We start from the raw sequence: 20930 nt of genomic DNA, 5'->3' as shown, positions 1-20930 counted from the left end.
TCAGCCCCTGGACAGGGGCGTTCAGCGGCGGGTCAAAAGTCAAACTCTTGCCGTTTTCGTGGCCTCCAAGTCGCCAAAGGGACGCCGTGCCGGCCGCTGACAAGGCGGCGGCGCGGAAATGGCGGCGGTTTCCTGGGGTGAAGGTCCTTTTCTCTTGGGAACTTCACCGTTTGGTAACCCAGATTAAATCAAAATGAAGCGACGGCAGGACGCCACGCGGCCCGCCTCCGCACCATTTGGAATACGGGAAAAACGATGCGCGGATTGATTGCACTAGTTTCGAGCCTGGTCCTGGCGGCCTCGGTAGCGCCGGCGCTGGCGCAGCAGGCGACCAAGATCGGCCAGCACAATGCCTGGGGCACCTACAGTTACCAGGCGTCGGGCGGCAAGGTCTGCTACGTGCTGACCGTGCCGACCGACAAGCAGCCGCCGACGCTCGACCATGGCGACATGTTCTTCTTCGTCAGCCAGCGGCCCGGCCAACAGGTATCCTATGAGCCGCAGTTCATCGCCGGCTACAATTTCCAGGAAGGCTCCAAGGCCACCGTCACCATCGACAAGAAGAGCTTCTCGATGTTCACGCGCGGAAAATCGGCCTGGGTCGAGAACGCCGCCGAGGAACCGGTGCTGATCGCGGCGATGAAGACCGGCACCGACATGAAGGTGTCGGCGAAGTCGGGCCGCGGCAATCCCACGAATTATGTCTTTTCGCTGAAGGGCATTTCGGCGGCGCTGTCCTCGATCGCCAAGTGCAAATAGGCTATCTTCGTTTTTGAACCAAAGGCCGGGCCGCAACCCCGGCCTTTTGCTTTTTCAGCCGTGGCCTGATTCCGGTGCGGCTTCCGCCCGCCGCCGCCGGATCGCTTCGGCGATGAAGACCCGCGACAGGGCGTGATAGAGCGGCTCGTGCGAAATCAGGCGCGCCGTGCCGTAACCCAGCATCGAGGCCAGCATCAGGCCGATGACATTGTCGTGATTGCCGGTCATTTCGAGGATGATGACGAAGGCCGTCATCGGCGCCTGTACCACGCCAGCGAAATAGCCGGCCATGCCGAGCAGCGCCGCGACGCCGGCGCCGCTGCCGAACACCTGGCCGAGCGAACTGCCGATGCCGGCGCCGACCGCCAGCGAGGGCGCGAAGATGCCCCCGGGTATGCCTGAAATCATCGACAGCAGCCCGGCCGCGAATTTCTCGGCGAAGAAGAACCAGGGCAGCGGCGTGCCTTCGACCGCGCTGCGCGCCTGCGCGTAGCCGGTGCCGAAGGTCAGCCCGCCCGACGCGATGCCGATCACCGCCACCACCAGTCCGCAGACCGCCGCCACCAGCAGCGCGCGCCACAGCGGCTGCAGTGCGCTCCAGCGCCGGATACGCCGCGTCGCCTTCAACGCCAGCAACGAGAACAAGGCGCCAAAGCCGCCGCCGATGACGCCGCAGGCGATCACCAGCGGCCAGTCGACGGCAAACGAGATCGTCTCCTTGGACAGGCCGAAATAGGTGTAGTTGCCGAGCACGCCGAGCGAGGCGAGGCCGGCCAGGATGACCGCCGTCAGCACCAGCCCGTTGGTGCGCGCCTCATAGGTGCGGCCCATTTCCTCGATGGCAAAGACGATGCCGGCAAGCGGCGTGTTGAAGGCGGCGGCGATGCCGGCGGCCGATCCCGCCAGGATCAGGCCCCGCGCCTGCGCCATGCCGCCCCAGCGCGCCGCCTGCAGCATCAGCGACGCGCCGACCTGCACGGTCGGCCCCTCGCGGCCGATGGACGCACCGCAGAACAGGCCGACAAGGGTGAGCGCTATCTTGCCCGCCACCAGCCTGAGCGACAGGATATGGCTGCGGTCGTCGTCGTCGCGCAGGTGCCGGGCGGCGATCGCCTGCGGAATGCCGCTGCCTTGCGAGCCCGGAAAGAAGGCGTGCGCCAGCCACGCGCACAGGACAAAGCCGAGCGGCGTGATCGCCAGTGGCAGATAGAAGCGCCAGCCGCCATCATTGCCGATCACCACATGAAACAGCGCCTGTGCCTTGTCGGCCAGCACGGCAAACAACACGCTGATCAGGCCGATCGAGATCGCACCGGCCCAGAACACCAGGCGCGGCTGCCAGACGCGGCGCGAGGCCCACATGGCGCGCGAACGCCGCAGCATGGGATGTCTTCGCGATTGGCCGGCCATGTCTGTCCTCGCGGGGAAAACCCAGCCCTAACACAGGCATGACACCGATCAAGCAAGAGTCTGACGATCGGCCGGGATCAACGGGCCGCGGTGTTGGGCGTCCGCTCGTGAGGATGATCCAGAGAGCGCCTCCGTCAATCGAAGTGAAAGCTCCGCGACCCGCCGACCTCCAGGCCGGCGGGCAATCGTTGCGAGATCGTCACATGGCCATTTTTTCACATTCGGCCTGGGCCTTCTTGGTCGACGTGTCGATCATATACGCCTTGCCCTTGGCGTCGGTCATTATCATCATGCAGTGCTTGATCGGCTTGGCCATCTTCATCATATCGGCGCCCATCTTCGCGTCCGGCATCATGGTGCCCATGTGCCCGTCCGGCATGATCGCCGTTACTTGCCCACCTTTCATCATGGTCATGGTGCCCATCGTGTCCTCGGCGAACGCCTGCGAGGCGCACAGGGCGGCGAGGCCGGCAATGACGGCGAGCTTGATCGATTTCATTCCGCATACTCCCATTGTGCAGGGGCACAGTTGCCCCACTCTGGGTTCGCGGATGGCGCGCCGGCCGTTACGCTGACACGAATATGTGATCGATCGCGCACTGGGGGAGCACCACTGCCCGGCGGCGGGACAGGCCGCCCGATCGCCCGCGGCATGACTCTGCCGCCAAGCTGTGCTATGCGCCCCGCTTGAGATCAGGCACGATGGATGAAATCGGCCGTAAACCGCTTATATCTGTGCAACCATGACCCTTTCACTCGACCTCACCGCCGAAGGTGCCCGTGACGCCTTGCGTACCCGCGCCATGCCGGCCGAAAAACCGTCGCTGATTGGCCTGACACGGGCCGAGCTCGCGGAGGCCCTGGTCGCTGCAGGCATCGTGCCGGAGCGTCAGGCAAAAATGCGCGCACAGCAGCTCTGGCACTGGATGTATGTACGCGGCGTTTCCGACTTCGCCGGCATGTTCAACATCTCCAAGGACCTACGCGCCGAGCTCGACAGGCATTTCACCGTCGCCCGGCCCGAGATTGTAGAGGAGCAGATTTCCGCCGACGGCACGCGAAAGTGGCTGTTCCGCTTTCCGCCGCGCGGCGCCGGCCGGCCGGTCGAGATCGAAACCGTCTATATCCCCGAGGAAGGCCGCGGCACGCTCTGCATCTCCTCGCAGGTCGGCTGCACGCTGACCTGCTCGTTCTGCCACACCGGCACGCAGAAGCTGGTGCGCAATTTGACGGCTGAGGAAATCCTCGCCCAGTTGCTCACCGCCCGCGACCGGCTTGGCGACTTCCCCGACCGCGGCACGCCGGATGGCGCCATCGTGCCCGCCGAGGGCCGGAAAGTATCCAACGTCGTCATGATGGGCATGGGCGAGCCGCTCTATAATTTCGAGGCGGTCAAGAAGGCGCTGCTGATCGCCTCCGACGGCGACGGACTTTCCCTGTCGAAGCGCCGCATCACGCTGTCGACCTCCGGCGTCGTGCCGGAGATTTTCCGCACCGGCGAGGAGATCGGCGTCATGCTGGCGATCTCGCTGCATGCCACCAATGACGACCTGCGCGACCTCTTGGTGCCGATCAACAAGAAGTATCCGCTCAAGGAGCTGATCGCCGCCTGCCGCGCCTATCCCGGCCTGTCCAACGCTAGGCGCATCACCTTCGAATATGTGATGCTGAAGGACGTCAACGATTCCATCGAGGACGCCAAGGGGCTGATCAAGCTGCTCAAGGGCATTCCGGCCAAGATCAACCTGATCCCGTTCAACCCGTGGCCTGGCACCAACTACCAGTGCTCGGACTGGGAGACGATCGAGAAGTTCGCCGACTATATCAACAATGCCGGCTATGCCTCGCCGATCCGCACGCCGCGCGGCCGCGACATCCTGGCCGCCTGCGGCCAGCTGAAGTCGGAATCGGAGCGCATGCGCAAGGTCGACCGGCTGGCGCTGGAAGCCATGATGATCGCGGGGCACGGCGAGGTGTGAGCCGTCTCGTCGCCTGCTCGAAGCGCTTCGCCATCATAACAGTCGGCTACGTCGCCGCTGTGCTCACCTCCATCCTGGTGCCGGTGCTGCTGATCGTTCTTCTGGCCGGGATCGAGGACGGCAACTGGTCGATCATTTTCACATTCGACTGGCTGGCCTCCTTCCCGCTCGCCGTGTTGACCGTGGCGATCTGCGCGCTGCTGATCGTCGGCCCAGCGATCTTCGTCGCCGAACGGCTGGCGCTGCGAGGATGGTTCTACTTTGCCGTCACGGGCGCGGTCACGTCGATCGCCTTCGGTGTTTTTGTCCCAGGCTCCGCCGGCGGCTTCGTTTTCAATCCGGGCTTCCTCGGTTTTCTGGCCGCGGCCGGTATTGCCGCCGGCTGGGTCTACTGGCTTCTGGCTGGACACAAGTCCGGTCATCTCACGGGCCGTGATCCCTGATGAACCGTCTCGTCGCCTATATCGTGCGCTTCGCCGTCATCCTATTCGGCTACACCATCGCCTCGCTGGCGGCGAGCGCCTTCCTCAACATCCTGTTCCTGGCCTCGCTCGGTTACGCGCCGGCGCAAGCCCATCCGGCGGCGACGGCATCGCTCTATTTTTCAATTCCTTTCGTCGCCCTGTTTGTCGCTTATTTCGGCTTCATGCCGGCCGCGGTCGTCATCCTGATTGCCGAAATCCTCGGCCGGCGCGACTGGCTGTTCTACGCGCTGGCGGGCGCGCTGGTGTCGGGGGTTTTCCTGGGCCTCGTCGACAATATCCGCGATTCCGCTTTTGCCGTCACCGAGACCAGCGCGATCATGGCGGTGCTCGGTGGTGGCATGGTCGGCGGCATCTTCTATTGGCTCAGCGCCGGCCGCTGGGCCGGAAGCTGGTGGAAGGACGAGAAAGCTCCTACTTCGCCTGGGCCGTCAGGATCTTGAGCGCGAAGGCCGAGAACACGCCGGCGAAGAGATAGTCGACCACCCGCGTCACGCGTGGGCTGGCCTTCATCGCCGCCGAGAATTTTTCCGCCGCCAGCACCATGGGTGCCGTCACCGGGATCGACAGCACAATGAACATGGAGCCAAGGAAGAACAGCTTCCCGGGCGCATTCGGATCGTGCGCGGACACGAATTGCGGCAGGAAGGTCATGAAGAACAGGATGATCTTCGGATTGAGCAAGTTGACGCCAAGCCCCGCGGCCCAACTGCGCAGCAGCGAGATCTGCGGGCCCGTCTTCTTTTCCGGCGAAAAGGCCGAGCCCTTGGCGATCGCCTGCCAGGCCAGGAAGACGAGATAGCCGGCGCCAAAGATCTTCAGCACGAAGAAAGCCATAGGCGAGGCGACGATCAGCGCCGAGACGCCGACCACCACCAGCGTGGTGTGGATCAGCGTGCCGCACAGCGCGCCGGCCATCGAGGCAAAGCCGGTGGCCCGACCCTGGCTCAGCGTGCGCGACACGAACAGCGTCATGTCAGGGCCTGGCGTGATCGCCAGGATCACGGTGGCGATGGCGAACTGGACCAGCGTGGCGGTGTCGGGAATGAAGGACATGGGCAGGCCTTTGGGTTGGGGACGTCAGGCTATAGAGGATGCCGCCCCTTCTTGCCAGCGGCCGAACGGCAAGCGTGCTGATCCAGCCCTGCTCGATCCTGGGTCACCCACCTGCCTCGTGTTCATCCCTTGCGCAGCCTGGAAGCGGCGTGATACCTCGCGCGCCTAGAACTCCTGTCGTGGAACTGCCAAATGTCCAAGATCAAAGACGTCAAGAAGGTCGTGCTCGCTTATTCCGGCGGCCTCGACACATCCATCATCCTGAAATGGCTACAGACCGAACTCGGCGCCGAAGTCGTGACCTTCACCGCCGATCTCGGCCAGGGCGGCGAGCTGGAGCCGGCGCGCCGCAAGGCCGAGATGATGGGCATCAAGGACATCCGCGTCGTCGACGTGCGCGAGGAATTCGTATCCGACTTCGTCTTCCCGATGTTCCGCGCCAACACCGTCTATGAAGGCACCTATCTGCTGGGAACCTCGATCGCACGGCCGCTGATTTCCAAGCACCTGGTCGAGATCGCCAGGGAGACCGGCGCCGACGCGATTGCCCATGGCGCCACCGGCAAGGGCAACGACCAGGTTCGCTTCGAGCTTTCCGCCTACGCGCTCAACCCCGACATCAAGGTCATCGCGCCGTGGCGCGACTGGTCGTTCAAGTCGCGCACCGACCTGATGAACTTCGCCGAACAGCACCAGATCCCGGTGCCGAAGGACAAGAAGGGCGATGCGCCGTTCTCGGTCGACGCAAATCTGCTGCACTCCTCGTCCGAGGGCAAGGTGCTGGAGGATCCATGGGTGGAACCGCCGGAATTCGTGCATCAGCGCACCGTGTCGCCAATGGACGCGCCGGATGCCGTCACCGAGATCGAGATCGAGTTCCTGAAGGGCGACCCGGTCGCTCTCAACGGCAAGAAACTGTCGCCGGCGACCATGCTGGCCGCCCTCAACGATCTCGGCCGTGATAATGGCATCGGCCGGCTCGACCTTGTCGAGAACCGTTTCGTCGGCATGAAATCGCGGGGCGTGTATGAGACGCCCGGCGGCGCCATCCTGATCGTGGCCCATCGCGCCATCGAATCGATCACGCTCGACCGCGGTGCCGCGCACCTCAAGGACGAGTTCATGCCGCGCTATGCCGAGCTCATCTACAACGGCTTCTGGTTCTCGCCCGAGCGCCTGATGCTGCAGGCGATGATCGACAAGAGCCAGGAAGACGTCGAAGGCATGGTGCGGCTGAAGCTCTACAAGGGCAATGTCATGGTCACCGGCCGCAAGTCTGGGAAGACGCTCTATTCCGACGCGCTGGTCACCTTCGAGGATGACCGTGGCGCCTACGACCAGAAGGACGCTGCCGGCTTCATCCGCCTCAATGCGCTGAGGCTGCGGACATTGGCCGCGCGCAACCGCAACAGCTAGACGGAATGCGCTGTCCCGGTCGATGCCTGGTGCCGCTGGGCGGCAGGAACCGCGTCCCGCCAACTCGTTAATTGTCGATGTTGGCGCCGCCCCTCATTGCCCTGCCGGGCATTTCTCCCCGTATAGTGACGGGGAGAAAAACGCCATAATCAACGCTTTCGTCAATCGCCAGCGCTGCAGAACGAGCGCCAACATCGCCGCAAATCCCTTCTCCCCGTCACTATACGGGGAGAAGGTGCCGGCAGGCGGATGAGGGGCAGCGCAAACGCTCGAAGAGAGCCCGTGACCGGGCTCGCCATCGAGATGTTGCTTAGACACAACTCCTGACGGAAATCGTTTCACACCTTCCCTGGAATTGTTGAGAGATTTCGATCAGTCGGCGTCGATCGCGGTGGCGATGCGGGCGATGGCCTGCTGATAGACGCTTGCGGAATTCCAGCCGGCGATCGCGCCTATATTCGACTGCGCGCTGGCGCCAGCCCGCCAGCCGTGACCCTTGAGGAAGTTGGCGGTGGAGGCCAAAGCGGTGGCCTTGTCGCGCAGGTTTCCGCTGCCGACCGCATATTTCAGGACGTTTCCGGGCAGGAACTGCGTGTGGCCGATCTCACCATGCATGGCGCCGACCGACGAGGCGGTCAACGCGCCGCGATCAACCAGCTTCAGGGCCGCGATGGCGTGCGGGTGAAAATAGTCGGGGCGGCGGCAATCATAGGCAAGCGTCAAAATGGCGGAGACCGTGTTCTGGTTGCCCATCGAGGCGCCGAAGCCGGTCTCCATGCCCCAGATGGCGAGCAGCACGCCCGGCGACACGCCGTAGTTCTGTTCGATCTGGTTGAACAGCGCCGCGTTCGACTTCTTCAGCGAACGGCCCTTGGAAATAATAGCGGACCCGCCACGGCGCTTCATGAAATCGTCCACCGAGCCGCTGAACGCCTTGTGGATAGCGCGGTCGGCGGAGATGGTCCTTGTTGCATAGGTCGCGCCGGCCAGAGCGGCCAGCCCCCTCGACCCGACACCTTCGGACTTGGCCTCGGCGGCGAAATCCTGTTTCCAGGCATCGAAGCCGGCGCCGGTCTTGCCGCAGCTGGCCGCCGCTTGCGCGCCCGTTGCCAGCCCCAGCACCGCCACCACCGCGGCTGCTAAAATCCTACCCTTGGCAAGAAATGCCATGTTGTTCTCCTGGTTGCCTGATTCACGTCCCGATTGCGAATTTGCCAGCGAAAGGCACATTTGTCACCGTCTGTGGCGCGATGCTGGCGAATGCCGGGGAATTTGCCTACGATCAAGTGATTATTATGGCGAGGCCATGCATGAAAGACGTTGATGCCGGCCGTGGACCGCATCGGAGCGCCTGGACCAGCGAAGCGAGATAGTCTCGCCGGACCGCGGAACACCGGCCGGTGGCTCGCGTTTGGGCACGGGCCGCCATGCATCCTGTGCCCTTCTGATGAATTGAGACCGAGATGAAACTTTTCGACTGCCCGCATTGCGGCCACCGTCTCTATTTCGAGAACGCCCAGTGCCTGAACTGCAGCAGTCTCGTGCTCTATGATCCTGAGCGCGCGCGCTTTGTCCTGTCCGGCGTCGACGGCGCCATCCAGTGCACCAATGCCGACGAATGCGCCTGCAACTGGATGGCCGAGCCGGGGCAGGTCTTCTGCCGTGCCTGCGTGCTGAACCAGCTGATCCCCGACCTCTCGGTCGACGGCAACCGCCGCCGCTGGATCCGCGTCGAGGCGGCGAAGAAGCGCGCCATCTATTCGCTGCTCGCCTTCGGCCTTCCGGTGGCGCCCAAGCAAAGCCCGACGGACGAGATCGGGCTGGCCTTCGACTTCCTCGCCGATCCGATCGGCGGTGGCCCGGGCGGCGAACGGATTCTCACCGGCCACGACAATGGCCTGATCACGCTGAACGTCGCCGAGGCCGATTCAGCCGAGCGCGAAAAACGTCGCGTCGAGATGGGCGAGAACTACCGCACGCTGCTCGGCCATTTCCGCCACGAGCTCGGCCATTATTACTGGGACCGCCTGATCCGCGACGATCCGCAAGGGCTGGAAGCGTTCCGCGCTTTGTTCGGCGACGAACGCGCCGACTACGAACAGGCGCTGAAGGCCTACTACGCCAATGGCGCCGCGCCCGACTGGCAGCAAGACCACATCTCGGCCTACGCCACCTCGCATCCGTGGGAGGACTGGGCCGAGACCTGGGCTCACCATCTGCACATCACTGACACGCTGGAGATGGTCCATGCGTTGAACTTCCCGCTCGGCCGGCTGGAGACGGTGGAGGCGGCCGAACTGCCCCGGGGCGATACTGGTGGCGGGCTGCAGGCAGCGCCGTCGGAGCCTGCAAAGACGCCCGAGCCCTTCGACAAGATTCTTGCCCGCTGGCTGGTGCTGTCGGAAGCCTCCAATTCGATCAACCGCTGCATGGGCCTGCCCGACCTCTACCCCTTCGTCATTTCGGACGTGACGGCGCAGAAACTGGCCTTTGTTCACGATCTTGTGACCAGCTTGCCGAAAGACACGGGAAATCGTGAGTTGGCTCGCGCGTTTTAACCGGAACGCATGCGCCGCTGCCCCGTTTTCACAGCCGAGGGATCACGAAAACGGAGAGAAACCATGAAATCCGTATTGTTTCCCGCAATCGCCGGAGTGTTCACCATGATGTCGGGCGCCGCATTGGCGGACACCGCCGTATCGGCGGTCACCGATCTCAACGTGCGCGCTGGCCCGGGTCCGCAATATCCGGTGATCGGCGTGCTGGCCGCCGGCCAGTCGGCGACGCTCAATGGCTGCATCGAAAACAGCAAATGGTGCACGATCGCAGAAGCCGGCGGCCAGGGCTGGGTCTATTCCGACTACGTCACCGCCGATTTCGGCGGCAGCCGCGTGGTGCTGACGCAGCGTCGCTCCGCCGTTGCCGTCGTCTCGCCGCCGGACGACATCGGCAACTATTCCACCGAGTACACCGGAGCGATCGTCACCGGCGAGCCGATCGACACCGTCGTCCGGCCTCCGGCCGAGGTCAGGACCTACGTCGACACCCATCGCCTCGACCCCGTCTATCTCGAAGGCGAGGTGGTGACCGGCGCAACCCTGCCCGACACCGTGGAGTTGCGCGAAATTCCCGACTACAAGTATCGCTATGTCTACGTGAACGGTCAGCCGACGCTGGTCGACCCGCAGACCCGGCGCATCATGTACGTGGTGCGTTGACAGAGGCCAGAGGTCGCCGAAGCGGCGGCTGACGACACTAGGAAGACCGTGCCGGCACCGGACGGCGCTTGGGTGCCGCACGATCCGTTTGCGATATCGATTCCGATTCCCGAGGCCATCGGCTAGATCAAGGACAGCTGGATCAAGCAGCGATGGATTCGGATCGAGGACAAGCGTGACAATCGACGACACTGCCTTCGAGCGCTATCGCAACACGCCGAACGCCAGGACGACTTTGTTGCGTCTATTTCTGGGGACGCTGATCGTCGTCCTGCTCTGGGGCGCCACCACCGCGGCCGTGCTGTTGGGTGGCACACATGTCTACTTCGCCTGGCAGGTGACGGCTTCGCCATATGGCATGGAGGGTTTTCTCGCCTCGCCCATTGGCATCGTCTGCGCGCTCACCTCCTTCGCCGGGATCTGGATCGGTCTGTGGATCGCGATGCGCTGGGTGCATGACGAGCCGCTGTCGGCCCTCCTCGGCACCGGCCGCCGCGTATCGCGACCGGACTTCCTCAAGGGTCTGATCGCGGTGCTGATCACCTCGGCTTTGTCCGAAATCCTGCTCTATTTGCTAGCGCCGGGGATCGCTCGCGGCACGATCAGCCTGTCGTCCTGGCTGCTGTTCGCGATCCCGATCGTCGCGCTCACCTTGCTGCAGACCTCGTCGGAAGAGGTGCTGTTTCGCGGCTATCTGCTGCGCGGCCTCGCCAGCCGGTTCCGCAGCCCTTTCATCTGGGCGCTGCTGCCCGGCCTGCTGTTCACCTCGCTGCACTGGAGCGGCGGTTCGTCGGCCGCCATCAATGCCTGCGTGCTGGTTTCGATCGCCGCTTTCGCGCTGCTTCTGACACTCATGGTCTACGCCACCGGCAATCTCGGCGCAGCACTTGGCGCCCATCTCGGCAACAACCTCACCGGCTTCCTGCTGATCTCGCATCAGCAGAGCTACAATTCCTTCGCCTTGTTCACCGCCAAGCCGCTCGAAGGGTCGGGATGGATGATGTCGGATGCAATTCTCATCGCCCTCATCGGCATCGCCTGCAGCTTGCTGACGATTGCTCTATTGCTGCACCCACGCTCGCCGCTCAGGGTCTCGGCCGAGGTCCCGAACGCCGTGGGTACGGCCTGATCGCGGTCCGGGAAACGGCGCGACACCGGCCTTGCCTTGACTCTCGCGTCGATTTCCTGTCTACAGCCCACCAATTCCGCGACGAGTATCCCTCCGAGCAAGCCGACCAGGACGCCGAAGCCTCTTGAGGCCAAGTGCTGTAAACAGATCCTGGAGGCCAACACCCGGCAGCGCTGTGCGCCCCCGGGTGCTTTTTGGTTTTGGGCTTTTGCTTGGACTGGCTTTTGCTTGGAGACTGGGCGCGAACGCATTACCTCTCGGGCACCATCCGGGTGCCAGGGAAAGGAAAACGAATGTTTGAATCGCTGCAGCAGCGCACAAGAGGCGTGGAGGGCCATCGGCCCGACAGGGATCACTATGATTCCAAGGCGCTCTCGCGCGGTGGGTTGATCAATGTTTGAGTCCCTGCAAGAGCGCCTTGGCTCCATCCTGAACGGCCTGACCGGCCGCGGCGCGCTTTCCGAGGCTGATGTCTCGGCGGCGTTGCGTGAGGTGCGCCGTGCGCTGCTCGAGGCCGACGTGGCGCTGGAGGTCGTGCGTTCCTTCACCGACAAGGTGCGCGAGAAGGCCGTCGGCGCCGCCGTGCTGAAGTCGATCAAGCCCGGACAGATGGTCGTCAAGATCGTCCATGACGAGCTGGTCGACATGCTGGGCGCCGAGGGCGTCGCCATCGACCTCAACGCGCCTGCTCCGGTCGTCGTCATGATGGTCGGCCTGCAGGGCTCCGGAAAGACGACGACTTCGGCCAAGATCGCCAAGCGCCTGACCGAGCGGCAGAACAAGAAGGTCCTGATGGCCTCGCTCGACACGCGGCGCCCCGCCGCGCAGGAGCAGTTGCGCCAGCTCGGCGAGCAGGTCAAGGTCGCGACGCTGCCTGTGATAGCAGGCCAGAACCCGGTCGATATCGCTAGGCGCGCCGTGCAGGCGGCCAAGCTCGGCGGCCATGACGTCGTCATCCTCGACACCGCCGGCCGCACCCATATCGACGAGCCGCTGATGGTCGAGATGGCCGAAATCAAGAAGGTGTCGAGCCCGCACGAGATCCTGCTGGTCGCGGATTCGCTGACCGGCCAGGACGCCGTCAACCTGGCGAAAAGCTTCGACGAGCGCGTCGGCATCACCGGCCTGGTGCTGACCCGCATGGACGGCGACGGCCGTGGCGGTGCCGCGCTATCGATGCGCGCCGTCACCGGCAAGCCGATCAAGCTGATCGGCACCGGCGAAAAGATGGACGGGCTGGAGGAATTCCACCCCAAGCGCATCGCCGACCGCATCCTGGGCATGGGCGACATCGTCTCGCTCGTCGAGAAGGCGGCGGAAAACATCGACGCCGAGCAGGCGGCGGCGATGGCCAAGAAGATGCAGTCGGGCAAGTTCGACCTGAACGACCTCGCCCAGCAGCTTCAGCAGATGTCGAAGATGGGCGGCATGGGCGGCATCATGGGCATGATGCCCGGCATGGGCAAGATGAAGGACCAGATGGCCGCCGCCGGCCTCGACGACAAGATGTTCGGCCGCCAGCTCGCCATCATCTCCTCGATGACCAAGGCCGAGCGCGCCAATCCCGATATACTGAAACACTCGCGCAAGAAGCGCATCGCCGCCGGCTCCGGCACCGATGCGGCCGAGATCAACAAGCTCTTGAAGATGCATCGCGGCATGGCCGACATGATGAAGGCGATGGGTGGCAAGGGCAAAGGCGGCGGGCTGATGCGCGGCATGATGGGCGGCCTCGCCTCCAAGATGGGCCTTGGCGGCATGGTGCCCGGGGGCGGCATGATGGGCGGTGGCATGCCCGACCTGTCGAAGATGGATCCCAAGCAGCTCGAAGCCTTGCAGAAACAGGCGCAGGCCGCCGGCCTCGGTGGCATGAAGGGCTTGCCCGCCCCAGGCGGCGGCTTGCCCGGCCTGCCTGGCGGCATGAAGCTTCCCGGCCTTGGCGGTGGTGGCGGCCTGCCCGGTCTCGGCAAGAAAAAGTGAGGACGCTATGAACGAAGAAAAGGACATGGCCGACGCCCGCACCATCCTGGCCGGCTATCGCGCCTCGATCGACAACATCGATGCCGCCCTCATCCATATGCTGGCCGAGCGCTTCCGCTGCACCAAAGCGGTCGGCATGCTCAAGGCCGAGCATGGCCTGCCGCCGGCCGACCCGGCGCGCGAGCAGCAGCAGATCGCCCGTCTTCGCCAGCTTGCGAAAGATGCGCATCTCGACCCGGATTTCGCGGAAAAATTCCTCAACTTCGTCGTCCGCGAAGTGATCCGGCACCACGAACAGATCGCCGCTGCCAACGGCGTGACGAAAACCGGCTGACAACCAGCCTGAACAATCAACGAAATCAGAGCTTTTAGGAGAAAAGAAAATGGCACTGAAGATCAGACTGGCCCGTGCGGGCTCGAAGAAGCGTCCTTACTACCACGTCGTCGTCGCCGACGCCCGTTCGCCCCGCGACGGCCGGTTCATCGAGTCGCTCGGCTCGTGGAACCCGCTGCTGCCGAAGGACGGCGAACGCATCAAGGTTGACGCCGACCGCGTCAAGCATTGGCTGTCGCACGGCGCCCAGCCGACCGACCGCGTTCTGCGCTTCCTCGATGAAGCCGGCCTTGCCAAGCGCGAAGCCCGCTCCAACCCGAAGAAGGCCGAGCCCGGCAAGAAGGCGCAAGAACGCGCCGCCCTGCTGAAGAAGGCCCAGGACGACGCCGCTGCCGCCGTCGCCGCGGCCGCTGCCGCACCAGCCGAAGCGGAAGCCGCCACCGCCGAGTAATCGCTTCCTATTCCTTGCGCAAACAGAACGGCGGGCCTGTGCCCGCCGTTTTGCTGTTTGCAATTGTCACTCACCTGCCCTTTGCTGTTTCCTTGGGAAAGCTTCTGATTTTTCCTTGGGAAAGCTTCTGATTTCCGGCTGAGGATCGGATGGACGAACGAGCAGTCGCGGAGGAAATCCTGTCCGGCGGCGTCGCCGGAACCCTGTTGCGATGCGTCGATGCCACGACAGGTGTCGTGGTGTTGAGCGGATCGAGCGGCCGCGTCGATGTCGAGCGCGCACGACTGTTTGCCGATGTGGGCGTCTCTGCCCTTGCCCTCCGCTGGTTCGGCGGCGAAGGCCAGGTCCCAGGCATATGCGAAATCCCCCTGGAGACGTTTTTCGCCGCGACCGACTGGCTTGTCGGATTGGGGTGCCGGCGCATCGTCTATGTCGGCACATCCAAGGGCGCCGAGGCATCCTTGCTCGCGGCAGCGCATGACCCGCGCATCGATGCCGTGGTCGCGATCAGCCCGACATCGGTGGTCTGGGGCAACATCGGGCCGGGCCGCGACGGCATCAGTTGGCCCGAGCGGTCGTCATGGACGCTGAACGGGGTTCCATGCCCGTTTGTTCCAACCGACCCGGATTGGAAGGCATGCTACCTCGATGGCCTTGTGTCCTATCGAGGGCTTTTCGAACACTGCCTGGCAAGATTCAAACAGGAAGCGGACAGGGCCGCCATTCCCGTCGAGGTTATTTCGGCGGAGATCGTGCTGGTCGCGGGCGGCGGCGACGCCCTGTGGCCATCCCTGGATTTTGCTCGATCGATCGTCCGGCGTCGAAAAGACGCCGGAAAGGCCACGCGCCTCGTTTCGGCTCCCGACGCCGGCCACCGCATTCTCCTGCCGGGTGAAAACACGCCGCGCTCAAGCTCGCATGCCCATGGCGGCAATGACCGCGCCGACGCGGGTTTGGGGCGGGACGCCTGGCGATACGTCCGGGAGCTCCTGTAGCGCGCGCCGTGATAGTGCCTCAAACGAGTTGCAGCCAATTCATCGATCGAAAACGGCGGGTCAAAAGCCCGCCGTTTGCTCTTCATTTTTGGCATGCGGTCGTTCAATAACCGCTTGGGCAGCGATCGACATAGGTATGGCCATTGCGGTCGCGATAGCGGCAACGGCCCGGTTCGCTGGCCCGGCCGATCAGCGCACCGGCTACGGCCCCGACGGCACCGCCGACAACCGCGCCTTGCACCGGATTATTGGCGACCGCCGCGCCAACCGCGGCACCGCCGAGGCCACCGACGGCAGCACCTTTTTCCGTTTGCGAACAGGCGCCGAGCGCCGTCGTCAGTACCAGAATAGTCAGGATTCTCTTCATTTGTCGTTCCTCTCACATGCGGATCGCCGTCTCGCCGCCAAATCCCTAACTCTCAGACGGCTAATTTGATCCCGAGAAGAATGAAGATCGCGACGACACCTGGCAGCGATTGGCGCGGAACGGCTACCGGCTGAACGGGATCAGAGCGCGCACTTTGGGGTCACGCAGATAGAGGCCGCCCCAAAGGATGATGCCGAGATAGACGCCGAACAGCGTGTGCGAAAACAGCGGACTGCCGATACGCGCATTGGTGGCGATGGCGCCGCCCATATAGGCGGTGAGCAGGATGGCGCCGAGCGCGGAGGTGCGCGGCAGGGTGTAGAGCGCGGTCGAGACCAGGCCGATGATGCCCAGCATGCGCGCGACATTGGCGTCGGCCGGCCAGCCGAGCGGCACCATCGTCTGGGTGACGATATCGAGCGGTGGCAGCTTGATGGCGCCGTCGAAGATCATGAACAGGATGATGAGGCCGCTGAGCACGCGGCCGGTCCACAGGGCGCCGGACGAGACAGGCGCGGTTTGAGAAATGCTCATTGGTGGTCCCTCCTGATGGTTAGCCCCGTGTTCAGCGGGATCGAACCAAGGACGTGCCGTGAGGCGGCGATCCGACACGTGTCTGGATTTGTCTTGGCGCCGATTTCCACCATGCTGCGACTCTGCTGCCAGCAGAGCTATCGGCATTCGTCCATGGCGGGCTATTGAGGAGCGGGCAGTGCACCAGGCGAGACGACAAATGACCGGCGAGACCGATCTGAGGACATTGTTGGCGTCGATGACGCCGGAATTGCTTGATGGCACCTATGTCTTTGCCACGCTGGCGCCGCACGTGCCGCAGCCCGAAGGCCTGGAGCCGGTGATGGTGTTTCGCGAGCGCGAGGGTACGACGCTGATCGTGACCGAGGAAGCCGCCCGGACCACGGGGCTGGAGGCTTCGTTCCGCTGCCGGATGATCACGCTGAACATCCACTCATCGCTCGAAGCCGTCGGCTTCCTCGCCGCCATCACCGCACGCCTCGCCGCCGCCGGCATGGGCGTCAATCCAGTCTCGGGGTTTTACCACGACCATCTGTTTGTGCCGGCCGGGCGGGCGGAGGAGGCGATGGCGGTGCTGCGCGAACTGAGTATGGATAGCGCGAGTTGAAATCGGCGCAGAGCGGCTTTGACGGCTAATCTCATGACTCGGCAGCGCCAAATCGGTATGGCCGGCGCTGCCCCTCATCCGCCCTTCGGGCACCTTCTCCCCGTAAACGGGGAGAAGGAAAGGCATCCGGCCGAAAGGCCAAGCCCGCGACGGCGGGCCGCCGGTCGTCCGGCGCCCTCGCGGAGGGCCCGCCGCGGCAGCGGCGATACGGCCCGTGAGCGAAAACTAAGCCGCCTTCTTCTTCGGCTGGATCAACCCGCGTTCGACCAGCAGTTCGGCGATCTGCACCGCGTTCAACGCCGCGCCCTTGCGCAGGTTGTCGGAGACGATCCACATCGACAGGCCGTTGTCGACGGTCGAATCCTCGCGGATGCGCGAGATGAAGGTGGCATCCTCGCCGGCTGATTCCAGCGGCGTGATGTAGCCGCCATCCTCGCGCTTGTCCAAGACCTGGCAGCCAGGTGCTTCACGCAGGATGTCGCGCGCCTCGTCGGCGGTGATCGGCTTCTCGAACTCGATGTTGACCGCTTCCGAATGGCCGATGAACACCGGCACGCGCACGCAGGTCGCCGTCAGCTTGATCTTGGGGTCGAGCATCTTCTTGGTCTCGGCAACCATCTTCCACTCTTCTTTGGTGAAGCCGTCGTCGAGGAAGACATCGATATGCGGGATGACGTTGAAGGCGATGCGTTTGGTGAACTTCTTGACGTCGACCTGGTCGGCGACGAACACGGCGCGCGTCTGCGTGAACAGTTCGTCCATGCCTTCCTTGCCGGCGCCGGATACAGACTGGTAGGTGGCGACGACGACGCGCTTGATGGTGGCGGCATCATGCAGCGGCTTCAACGCCACGACGAGCTGCGCCGTCGAGCAGTTCGGGTTGGCGATGATGTTCTTGCGCGTGAACAGCGAGATCGCGTCCGGGTTCACCTCGGGCACGATCAGCGGCACGTCCTGGTCGTAGCGGAAGGCCGATGAATTATCGATGACGACGCAGCCCTGCTTGCCGATCTTCGGCGACCACTCCTTGGAGACGTTGCCGCCGGCCGACATGATGCAGATGTCGGTGTCGGAAAAATCATACTGGTCGAGCGGCCTGACCTTCAGCGTGCGGTCGCCGAACGACACTTCCGTGCCCATGCTGCGCCGCGAGGCGAGCGCCACGACTTCGCTGACCGGAAAGCCGCGCTCTTCCAGAATGTTGAGCATTTCCCGGCCCACATTGCCCGTGGCGCCGACGACTGCAACCTTGAAACTCATAGAAATCTCCTGTCCCTCTCCGCTTGGTTCTTGGAGAAAACCCGCCGGCCAAGTGCGGGTTCCGTCCCCCGGGCCGGACCCGGGAGAGGGTGGTTAGGCCAAGGGAATCACACCGTTTTGGTGGTGGTTTTGGCCATAGTTTTGGTCGAACGGTAAGATGCACCAACGCGTCCGGCCCCACTGATGTGGCCGGGGACGTCGAAGGCAAGAAGAGCCATCAAAAGGCCGCGCATCGAGATTGATCCCGTTCGATGCCGGCTTTTACGCGGTTTGCGGCAGGAGTCAATCGCGGGGCGCAATGCGGTTCTCCCTTCTCCCTTGTGGGAGAAGGTGGCCTCGCGAAGCGAAGCGAGGTCGGATGGGGGTGCTCCAGGGAACACCAACGCCTCACTCCGCTGGAACACCCCTCAACCGTCTTGGCGCTGCGCGCCTGCCCTGTACAAAAAGGGCGGCAGGAAGTACGAACGGCCAAGATTGTTTGGCTGGCACGGCGCCAGCCCCGGCTTGTGCTCCATGATGAGCGCAGAACCCTGAATTCCGAAAGAATGAGATGTCCAACTTCGAAGGTATTGTTCCCGCGCTGGCACAAGCGCTGGAGAAACGCGGTTATTCCGACCTGACACCGGTGCAGAAGGCGGTGCTGGAGCTCGGGCAGGCCGACGCTCTGGTGTCGGCACAGACCGGCTCGGGCAAAACCGTCGCCTTCGGCCTTGCCCTGGCGCCGACGCTGCTCGACGGCGCGGAACGTTTCGGCCCGGCAGCGGCGCCGCTGGCGTTGGCGGTGGCGCCGACGCGCGAACTGGCGCTGCAGGTGACGCGCGAGCTCGAATGGCTCTACGAGCCGACCGGCGCCACGGTGGCATCCTGCGTCGGCGGCATGGACATGCGCACCGAACGGCGGACGCTGGAGCGCGGCGCCCATATCGTCGTCGGCACGCCCGGCCGGCTGCGCGACCACATCACCCGTAATTCACTCGACATGTCGACGCTCAAGGCCGTGGTGCTGGACGAGGCCGACGAGATGCTCGATCTCGGCTTTCGCGAGGACCTCGAATTCATTCTCGATGCCGCACCGGCCGACCGTCGCACGCTGATGTTTTCCGCCACCGTGCCGCGCTCCATCGCCACGCTCGCCCAGGGCTATCAGCGCGATGCCGTGCGCATCTCGGCCGCCGGCGAGGAAAAGCAGCATCTCGACATCGAATACAGGGCGCTGAATGTCGCCCAGGCCGACCGCGAGAACGCCATTATCAACGTGCTGCGTTTCTATGAGGCCAAGAACGCGCTGGTGTTCTGCAACACCCGTGCCGCCGTCAATCATCTCACGGCCCGCTTCAACAACCGCAATTTTTCCGTCGTCGCGCTCTCGGGCGAACTCAGCCAGAACGAACGCAGCCATGCGCTGCAGGCGATGCGCGACGGCCGCGCGAAAGTCTGCATCGCCACCGACGTGGCAGCGCGCGGCATCGACCTGCCCAACCTCGAACTGGTGATCCACGCCGACCTGCCGACCAATCCGGAAACGCTGCTGCACCGCAGCGGCCGCACCGGACGTGCCGGACGCAAGGGCGTCAGTGCGCTGATCGTGCCCAATAGCGCCCGCAGGCGCACCGAGCGGCTGCTGCAAAGCGCCAAGCTGACGGCGACATGGGCGAGCCCGCCCTCGGCCGACGACGTGATGCGGCGCGACGACGAGCGCATCCTTGCCGATCCGGCTTTCGACGAACCGGTGAAGGACGACGAGCGTGCGTTCATCGACGCGCTTCTTAGCCGGCATGGTGCCGAACAGGTGGCGGCCGCCTTTGTGCGCCAGTGCCGCGCCAGCCGCTCCGCGCCCGAGGATCTGATGGACGTCGCGCCTTTCACACCTTCGCGCGAAAGGCTGGCGGGCGAAAAGTTTGCGCACCGCGACGAGGCGCCCAGCCGCCGCGACGATTTCGGCGACAGCGTCTGGGTCTCGCTGTCGGTCGGACGCCGGCAAAATGCCGAGCCGCGCTGGCTGATCCCGATGCTGTGCCGTGCCGGCAGCATCAGCAAGCGTGAGATCGGCGCCATCAAGATGCAGCCGGAAGAGACGTTCGTGCAGATCGCCGCCGACTGGGCCGAGCGTTTTCTCGCCGCGATCGGCCCCGACCGCAAATTGCAGGGCAACATCGTGGTGAGGCGGCTGGACGGCACGCCCGACTTGTCGCGGGCCGGCTATCAGCCGCCCAGCCCCGAGAAGAAACCGCATCGCGGCAAGGCGCCGTTCGACCCGAACGCGCCGAAGCGCAAGTTCGAGAAGCGTGCACCGGCTTCCGCCGACCAGCGCCCGGCAGCCGCGCATGAGGCAAAGCCGTGGGCGAAAAAGCCGGGCAAGCCGAAATTCGAAAATACCGGCGCGCCTAAGCACAAGAAGACGAAGAAGCGGCCGTCGTAAGACCGACGCGAAAGCCTCGCTGCTGATTTTTGCGTCATTTGCCGCGAAGGCGGTAGCTTATGGGCGGCTTGCCCATCGGTTCGGCCCTGTGCCACATCTTGGCAGGGACGTGGCGACAAGGGAGCGGGCGATGCGCGGCGAAGTGCTTCACTATGACGAGGATCAGGGCTTCGGCTTCATCACCGGCGCCGATGGCAACCGCTACACCTTCACCCGCGAGAACCTGCGCCGGCAAACCGCGATGCCCAATGGGACAGTGGTGGAGTTCCAGGCGGGCGGCGGCCAGGCGCGAGACGTCTTTTCGATCGCCGGCCAAACCACCGCGAGCTCGACCGTGGCCGCCGGCATAAACGCCGCTCCGGCTCGAGCCGGCACCGCACCCGCGGCCCGCGCACCGCAGGCGCAGCATTTCGGCCGATCCAGCGAGAGCGCAACCGCCGAACCCAGTGATCTCTGGGGCTAGAGTCTTTCATGTTTTGACGGAAGCGTATCCGGCGTTTTCGAAGTAGTTCTTGCATTCGGCTGCCTCGATGG

At 64.2% G+C, this 20930-nt stretch carries 21 protein-coding genes and 1 pseudogene; 15 read left to right on the top strand and 7 right to left on the bottom strand.

The genetic code is table 11. The features are described from left to right. The first annotated feature begins 255 nt into the window (after nucleotides 1–255). A complete protein-coding gene (locus tag FJ960_RS28830) occupies nucleotides 256–759 on the top strand; it encodes an invasion associated locus B family protein (RefSeq protein ID WP_140510920.1) in 504 nt (167 codons plus the stop codon). Nucleotides 760–813: 54 nt separating this feature from the next. On the opposite strand, the gene FJ960_RS28825 is transcribed toward FJ960_RS28830, so the two are convergent. Both FJ960_RS28825 and FJ960_RS28820 read right to left on the bottom strand, forming a co-directional pair. Beyond that, on the bottom strand, nucleotides 814–2169 hold the full coding sequence (locus FJ960_RS28825; protein ID WP_140718503.1) for a chloride channel protein: 1356 nt from the start codon (nucleotides 2167–2169) through the stop codon (nucleotides 814–816). A gap of 199 nt (nucleotides 2170–2368) precedes the next feature. Continuing rightward, entirely contained in the window at nucleotides 2369–2668 is a 300-nt protein-coding gene (locus FJ960_RS28820; protein ID WP_140510494.1) for a hypothetical protein, read from the bottom strand. Between the two features lie 244 nt (nucleotides 2669–2912). Between FJ960_RS28820 and rlmN the strand changes: the two genes are divergently transcribed. From rlmN to FJ960_RS28805, 3 genes are read left to right on the top strand one after another with little or no spacing between them, the layout of a single operon-like run. After that, a complete protein-coding gene (gene rlmN, locus FJ960_RS28815) occupies nucleotides 2913–4148 on the top strand; it encodes a 23S rRNA (adenine(2503)-C(2))-methyltransferase RlmN (protein WP_140718502.1) in 1236 nt (411 codons plus the stop codon). Beyond that, nucleotides 4145–4591, top strand: a complete 447-nt coding sequence (locus tag FJ960_RS28810) for a hypothetical protein (RefSeq protein ID WP_140510497.1) — start codon at nucleotides 4145–4147, stop codon at nucleotides 4589–4591. Before rlmN ends, FJ960_RS28810 begins: the two co-directional genes overlap by 4 nt. After that, complete coding sequence (locus FJ960_RS28805) at nucleotides 4591–5073, top strand: hypothetical protein (RefSeq protein WP_140510499.1); 483 nt, start codon at nucleotides 4591–4593, stop codon at nucleotides 5071–5073. Before FJ960_RS28810 ends, FJ960_RS28805 begins: the two co-directional genes overlap by 1 nt. On the opposite strand, the gene FJ960_RS28800 is transcribed toward FJ960_RS28805, so the two are convergent. After that, nucleotides 5045–5686, bottom strand: coding sequence for a LysE family translocator (locus FJ960_RS28800; RefSeq protein WP_140718501.1), 642 nt, complete (start codon nucleotides 5684–5686; stop codon nucleotides 5045–5047). The two genes, FJ960_RS28805 and FJ960_RS28800, sit on opposite strands and share 29 nt — an antisense overlap. Before the next feature lie 192 nt (nucleotides 5687–5878). Here FJ960_RS28800 and FJ960_RS28795 point away from each other — a divergent pair, with 192 nt between their 5' ends. Further along, complete coding sequence (locus FJ960_RS28795; protein ID WP_140718500.1) at nucleotides 5879–7102, top strand: argininosuccinate synthase; 1224 nt, start codon at nucleotides 5879–5881, stop codon at nucleotides 7100–7102. Nucleotides 7103–7474: 372 nt separating this feature from the next. Here FJ960_RS28795 and FJ960_RS28785 read toward each other — a convergent pair whose 3' ends face one another. After that, nucleotides 7475–8272: a lytic transglycosylase domain-containing protein gene (locus tag FJ960_RS28785; RefSeq protein WP_140718499.1), complete on the bottom strand. Its 798-nt coding sequence runs from the start codon at nucleotides 8270–8272 to the stop codon at nucleotides 7475–7477. A 293-nt stretch (nucleotides 8273–8565) separates the two neighbouring features. On the opposite strand from FJ960_RS28785, the gene FJ960_RS28780 reads away from it, so the two are divergent. The 7 genes from FJ960_RS28780 to FJ960_RS28745 all read left to right on the top strand — a co-directional run bounded on the left by FJ960_RS28780 (nucleotide 8566) and on the right by FJ960_RS28745 (nucleotide 15209). Continuing rightward, entirely contained in the window at nucleotides 8566–9660 is a 1095-nt protein-coding gene (locus FJ960_RS28780; protein WP_140718498.1) for a putative zinc-binding metallopeptidase, read from the top strand. 63 nt (nucleotides 9661–9723) lie between these two features. Further along, entirely contained in the window at nucleotides 9724–10320 is a 597-nt protein-coding gene (locus FJ960_RS28775; RefSeq protein WP_140510507.1) for a DUF1236 domain-containing protein, read from the top strand. 175 nt (nucleotides 10321–10495) lie between these two features. Beyond that, nucleotides 10496–11449, top strand: a complete 954-nt coding sequence (locus FJ960_RS28770) for a type II CAAX endopeptidase family protein (protein WP_140718497.1) — start codon at nucleotides 10496–10498, stop codon at nucleotides 11447–11449. A gap of 393 nt (nucleotides 11450–11842) precedes the next feature. Beyond that, nucleotides 11843–13429, top strand: a complete 1587-nt coding sequence (ffh, locus tag FJ960_RS28760; RefSeq protein ID WP_140718496.1) for a signal recognition particle protein — start codon at nucleotides 11843–11845, stop codon at nucleotides 13427–13429. 7 nt (nucleotides 13430–13436) lie between these two features. Beyond that, complete coding sequence (locus tag FJ960_RS28755; RefSeq protein WP_027146221.1) at nucleotides 13437–13763, top strand: chorismate mutase; 327 nt, start codon at nucleotides 13437–13439, stop codon at nucleotides 13761–13763. Nucleotides 13764–13812: 49 nt separating this feature from the next. Beyond that, on the top strand, nucleotides 13813–14214 hold the full coding sequence (gene rpsP, locus FJ960_RS28750) for a 30S ribosomal protein S16 (protein ID WP_027146222.1): 402 nt from the start codon (nucleotides 13813–13815) through the stop codon (nucleotides 14212–14214). 149 nt (nucleotides 14215–14363) lie between these two features. Beyond that, a complete protein-coding gene (locus FJ960_RS28745; protein WP_140718495.1) occupies nucleotides 14364–15209 on the top strand; it encodes an acyl-CoA thioester hydrolase/BAAT C-terminal domain-containing protein in 846 nt (281 codons plus the stop codon). A gap of 103 nt (nucleotides 15210–15312) precedes the next feature. On the opposite strand, the gene FJ960_RS28740 is transcribed toward FJ960_RS28745, so the two are convergent. After that, nucleotides 15313–15576 (bottom strand): YMGG-like glycine zipper-containing protein, encoded by a 264-nt coding sequence (locus FJ960_RS28740; RefSeq protein WP_027146224.1) that lies wholly within the window; start codon nucleotides 15574–15576, stop codon nucleotides 15313–15315. 123 nt (nucleotides 15577–15699) lie between these two features. Next, complete coding sequence (locus FJ960_RS28735; RefSeq protein WP_140718494.1) at nucleotides 15700–16110, bottom strand: DoxX family protein; 411 nt, start codon at nucleotides 16108–16110, stop codon at nucleotides 15700–15702. 199 nt (nucleotides 16111–16309) lie between these two features. On the opposite strand from FJ960_RS28735, the gene FJ960_RS28730 reads away from it, so the two are divergent. Further along, nucleotides 16310–16717 (top strand): ACT domain-containing protein, encoded by a 408-nt coding sequence (locus FJ960_RS28730; protein ID WP_140510516.1) that lies wholly within the window; start codon nucleotides 16310–16312, stop codon nucleotides 16715–16717. A gap of 225 nt (nucleotides 16718–16942) precedes the next feature. Here the strand turns inward: FJ960_RS28730 and FJ960_RS28725 are convergent, their stop codons facing one another. Next, entirely contained in the window at nucleotides 16943–17977 is a 1035-nt protein-coding gene (locus FJ960_RS28725; protein WP_140510518.1) for an aspartate-semialdehyde dehydrogenase, read from the bottom strand. A gap of 550 nt (nucleotides 17978–18527) precedes the next feature. On the opposite strand from FJ960_RS28725, the gene FJ960_RS28720 reads away from it, so the two are divergent. Then, complete coding sequence (locus FJ960_RS28720; RefSeq protein ID WP_140718493.1) at nucleotides 18528–20396, top strand: DEAD/DEAH box helicase; 1869 nt, start codon at nucleotides 18528–18530, stop codon at nucleotides 20394–20396. Nucleotides 20397–20526: 130 nt separating this feature from the next. After that, nucleotides 20527–20856, top strand: a pseudogene (locus tag FJ960_RS28715) (DUF805 domain-containing protein); the annotation flags it as partial. Nucleotides 20857–20930 lie beyond the last annotated feature (74 nt).

Source organism: Mesorhizobium sp. B2-3-11 (assembly GCF_006442215.1).
GTDB classification, from domain to species: domain Bacteria; phylum Pseudomonadota; class Alphaproteobacteria; order Rhizobiales; family Rhizobiaceae; genus Mesorhizobium; species Mesorhizobium salmacidum.
This window is presented reverse-complemented; position numbering and strand designations above follow the sequence as displayed.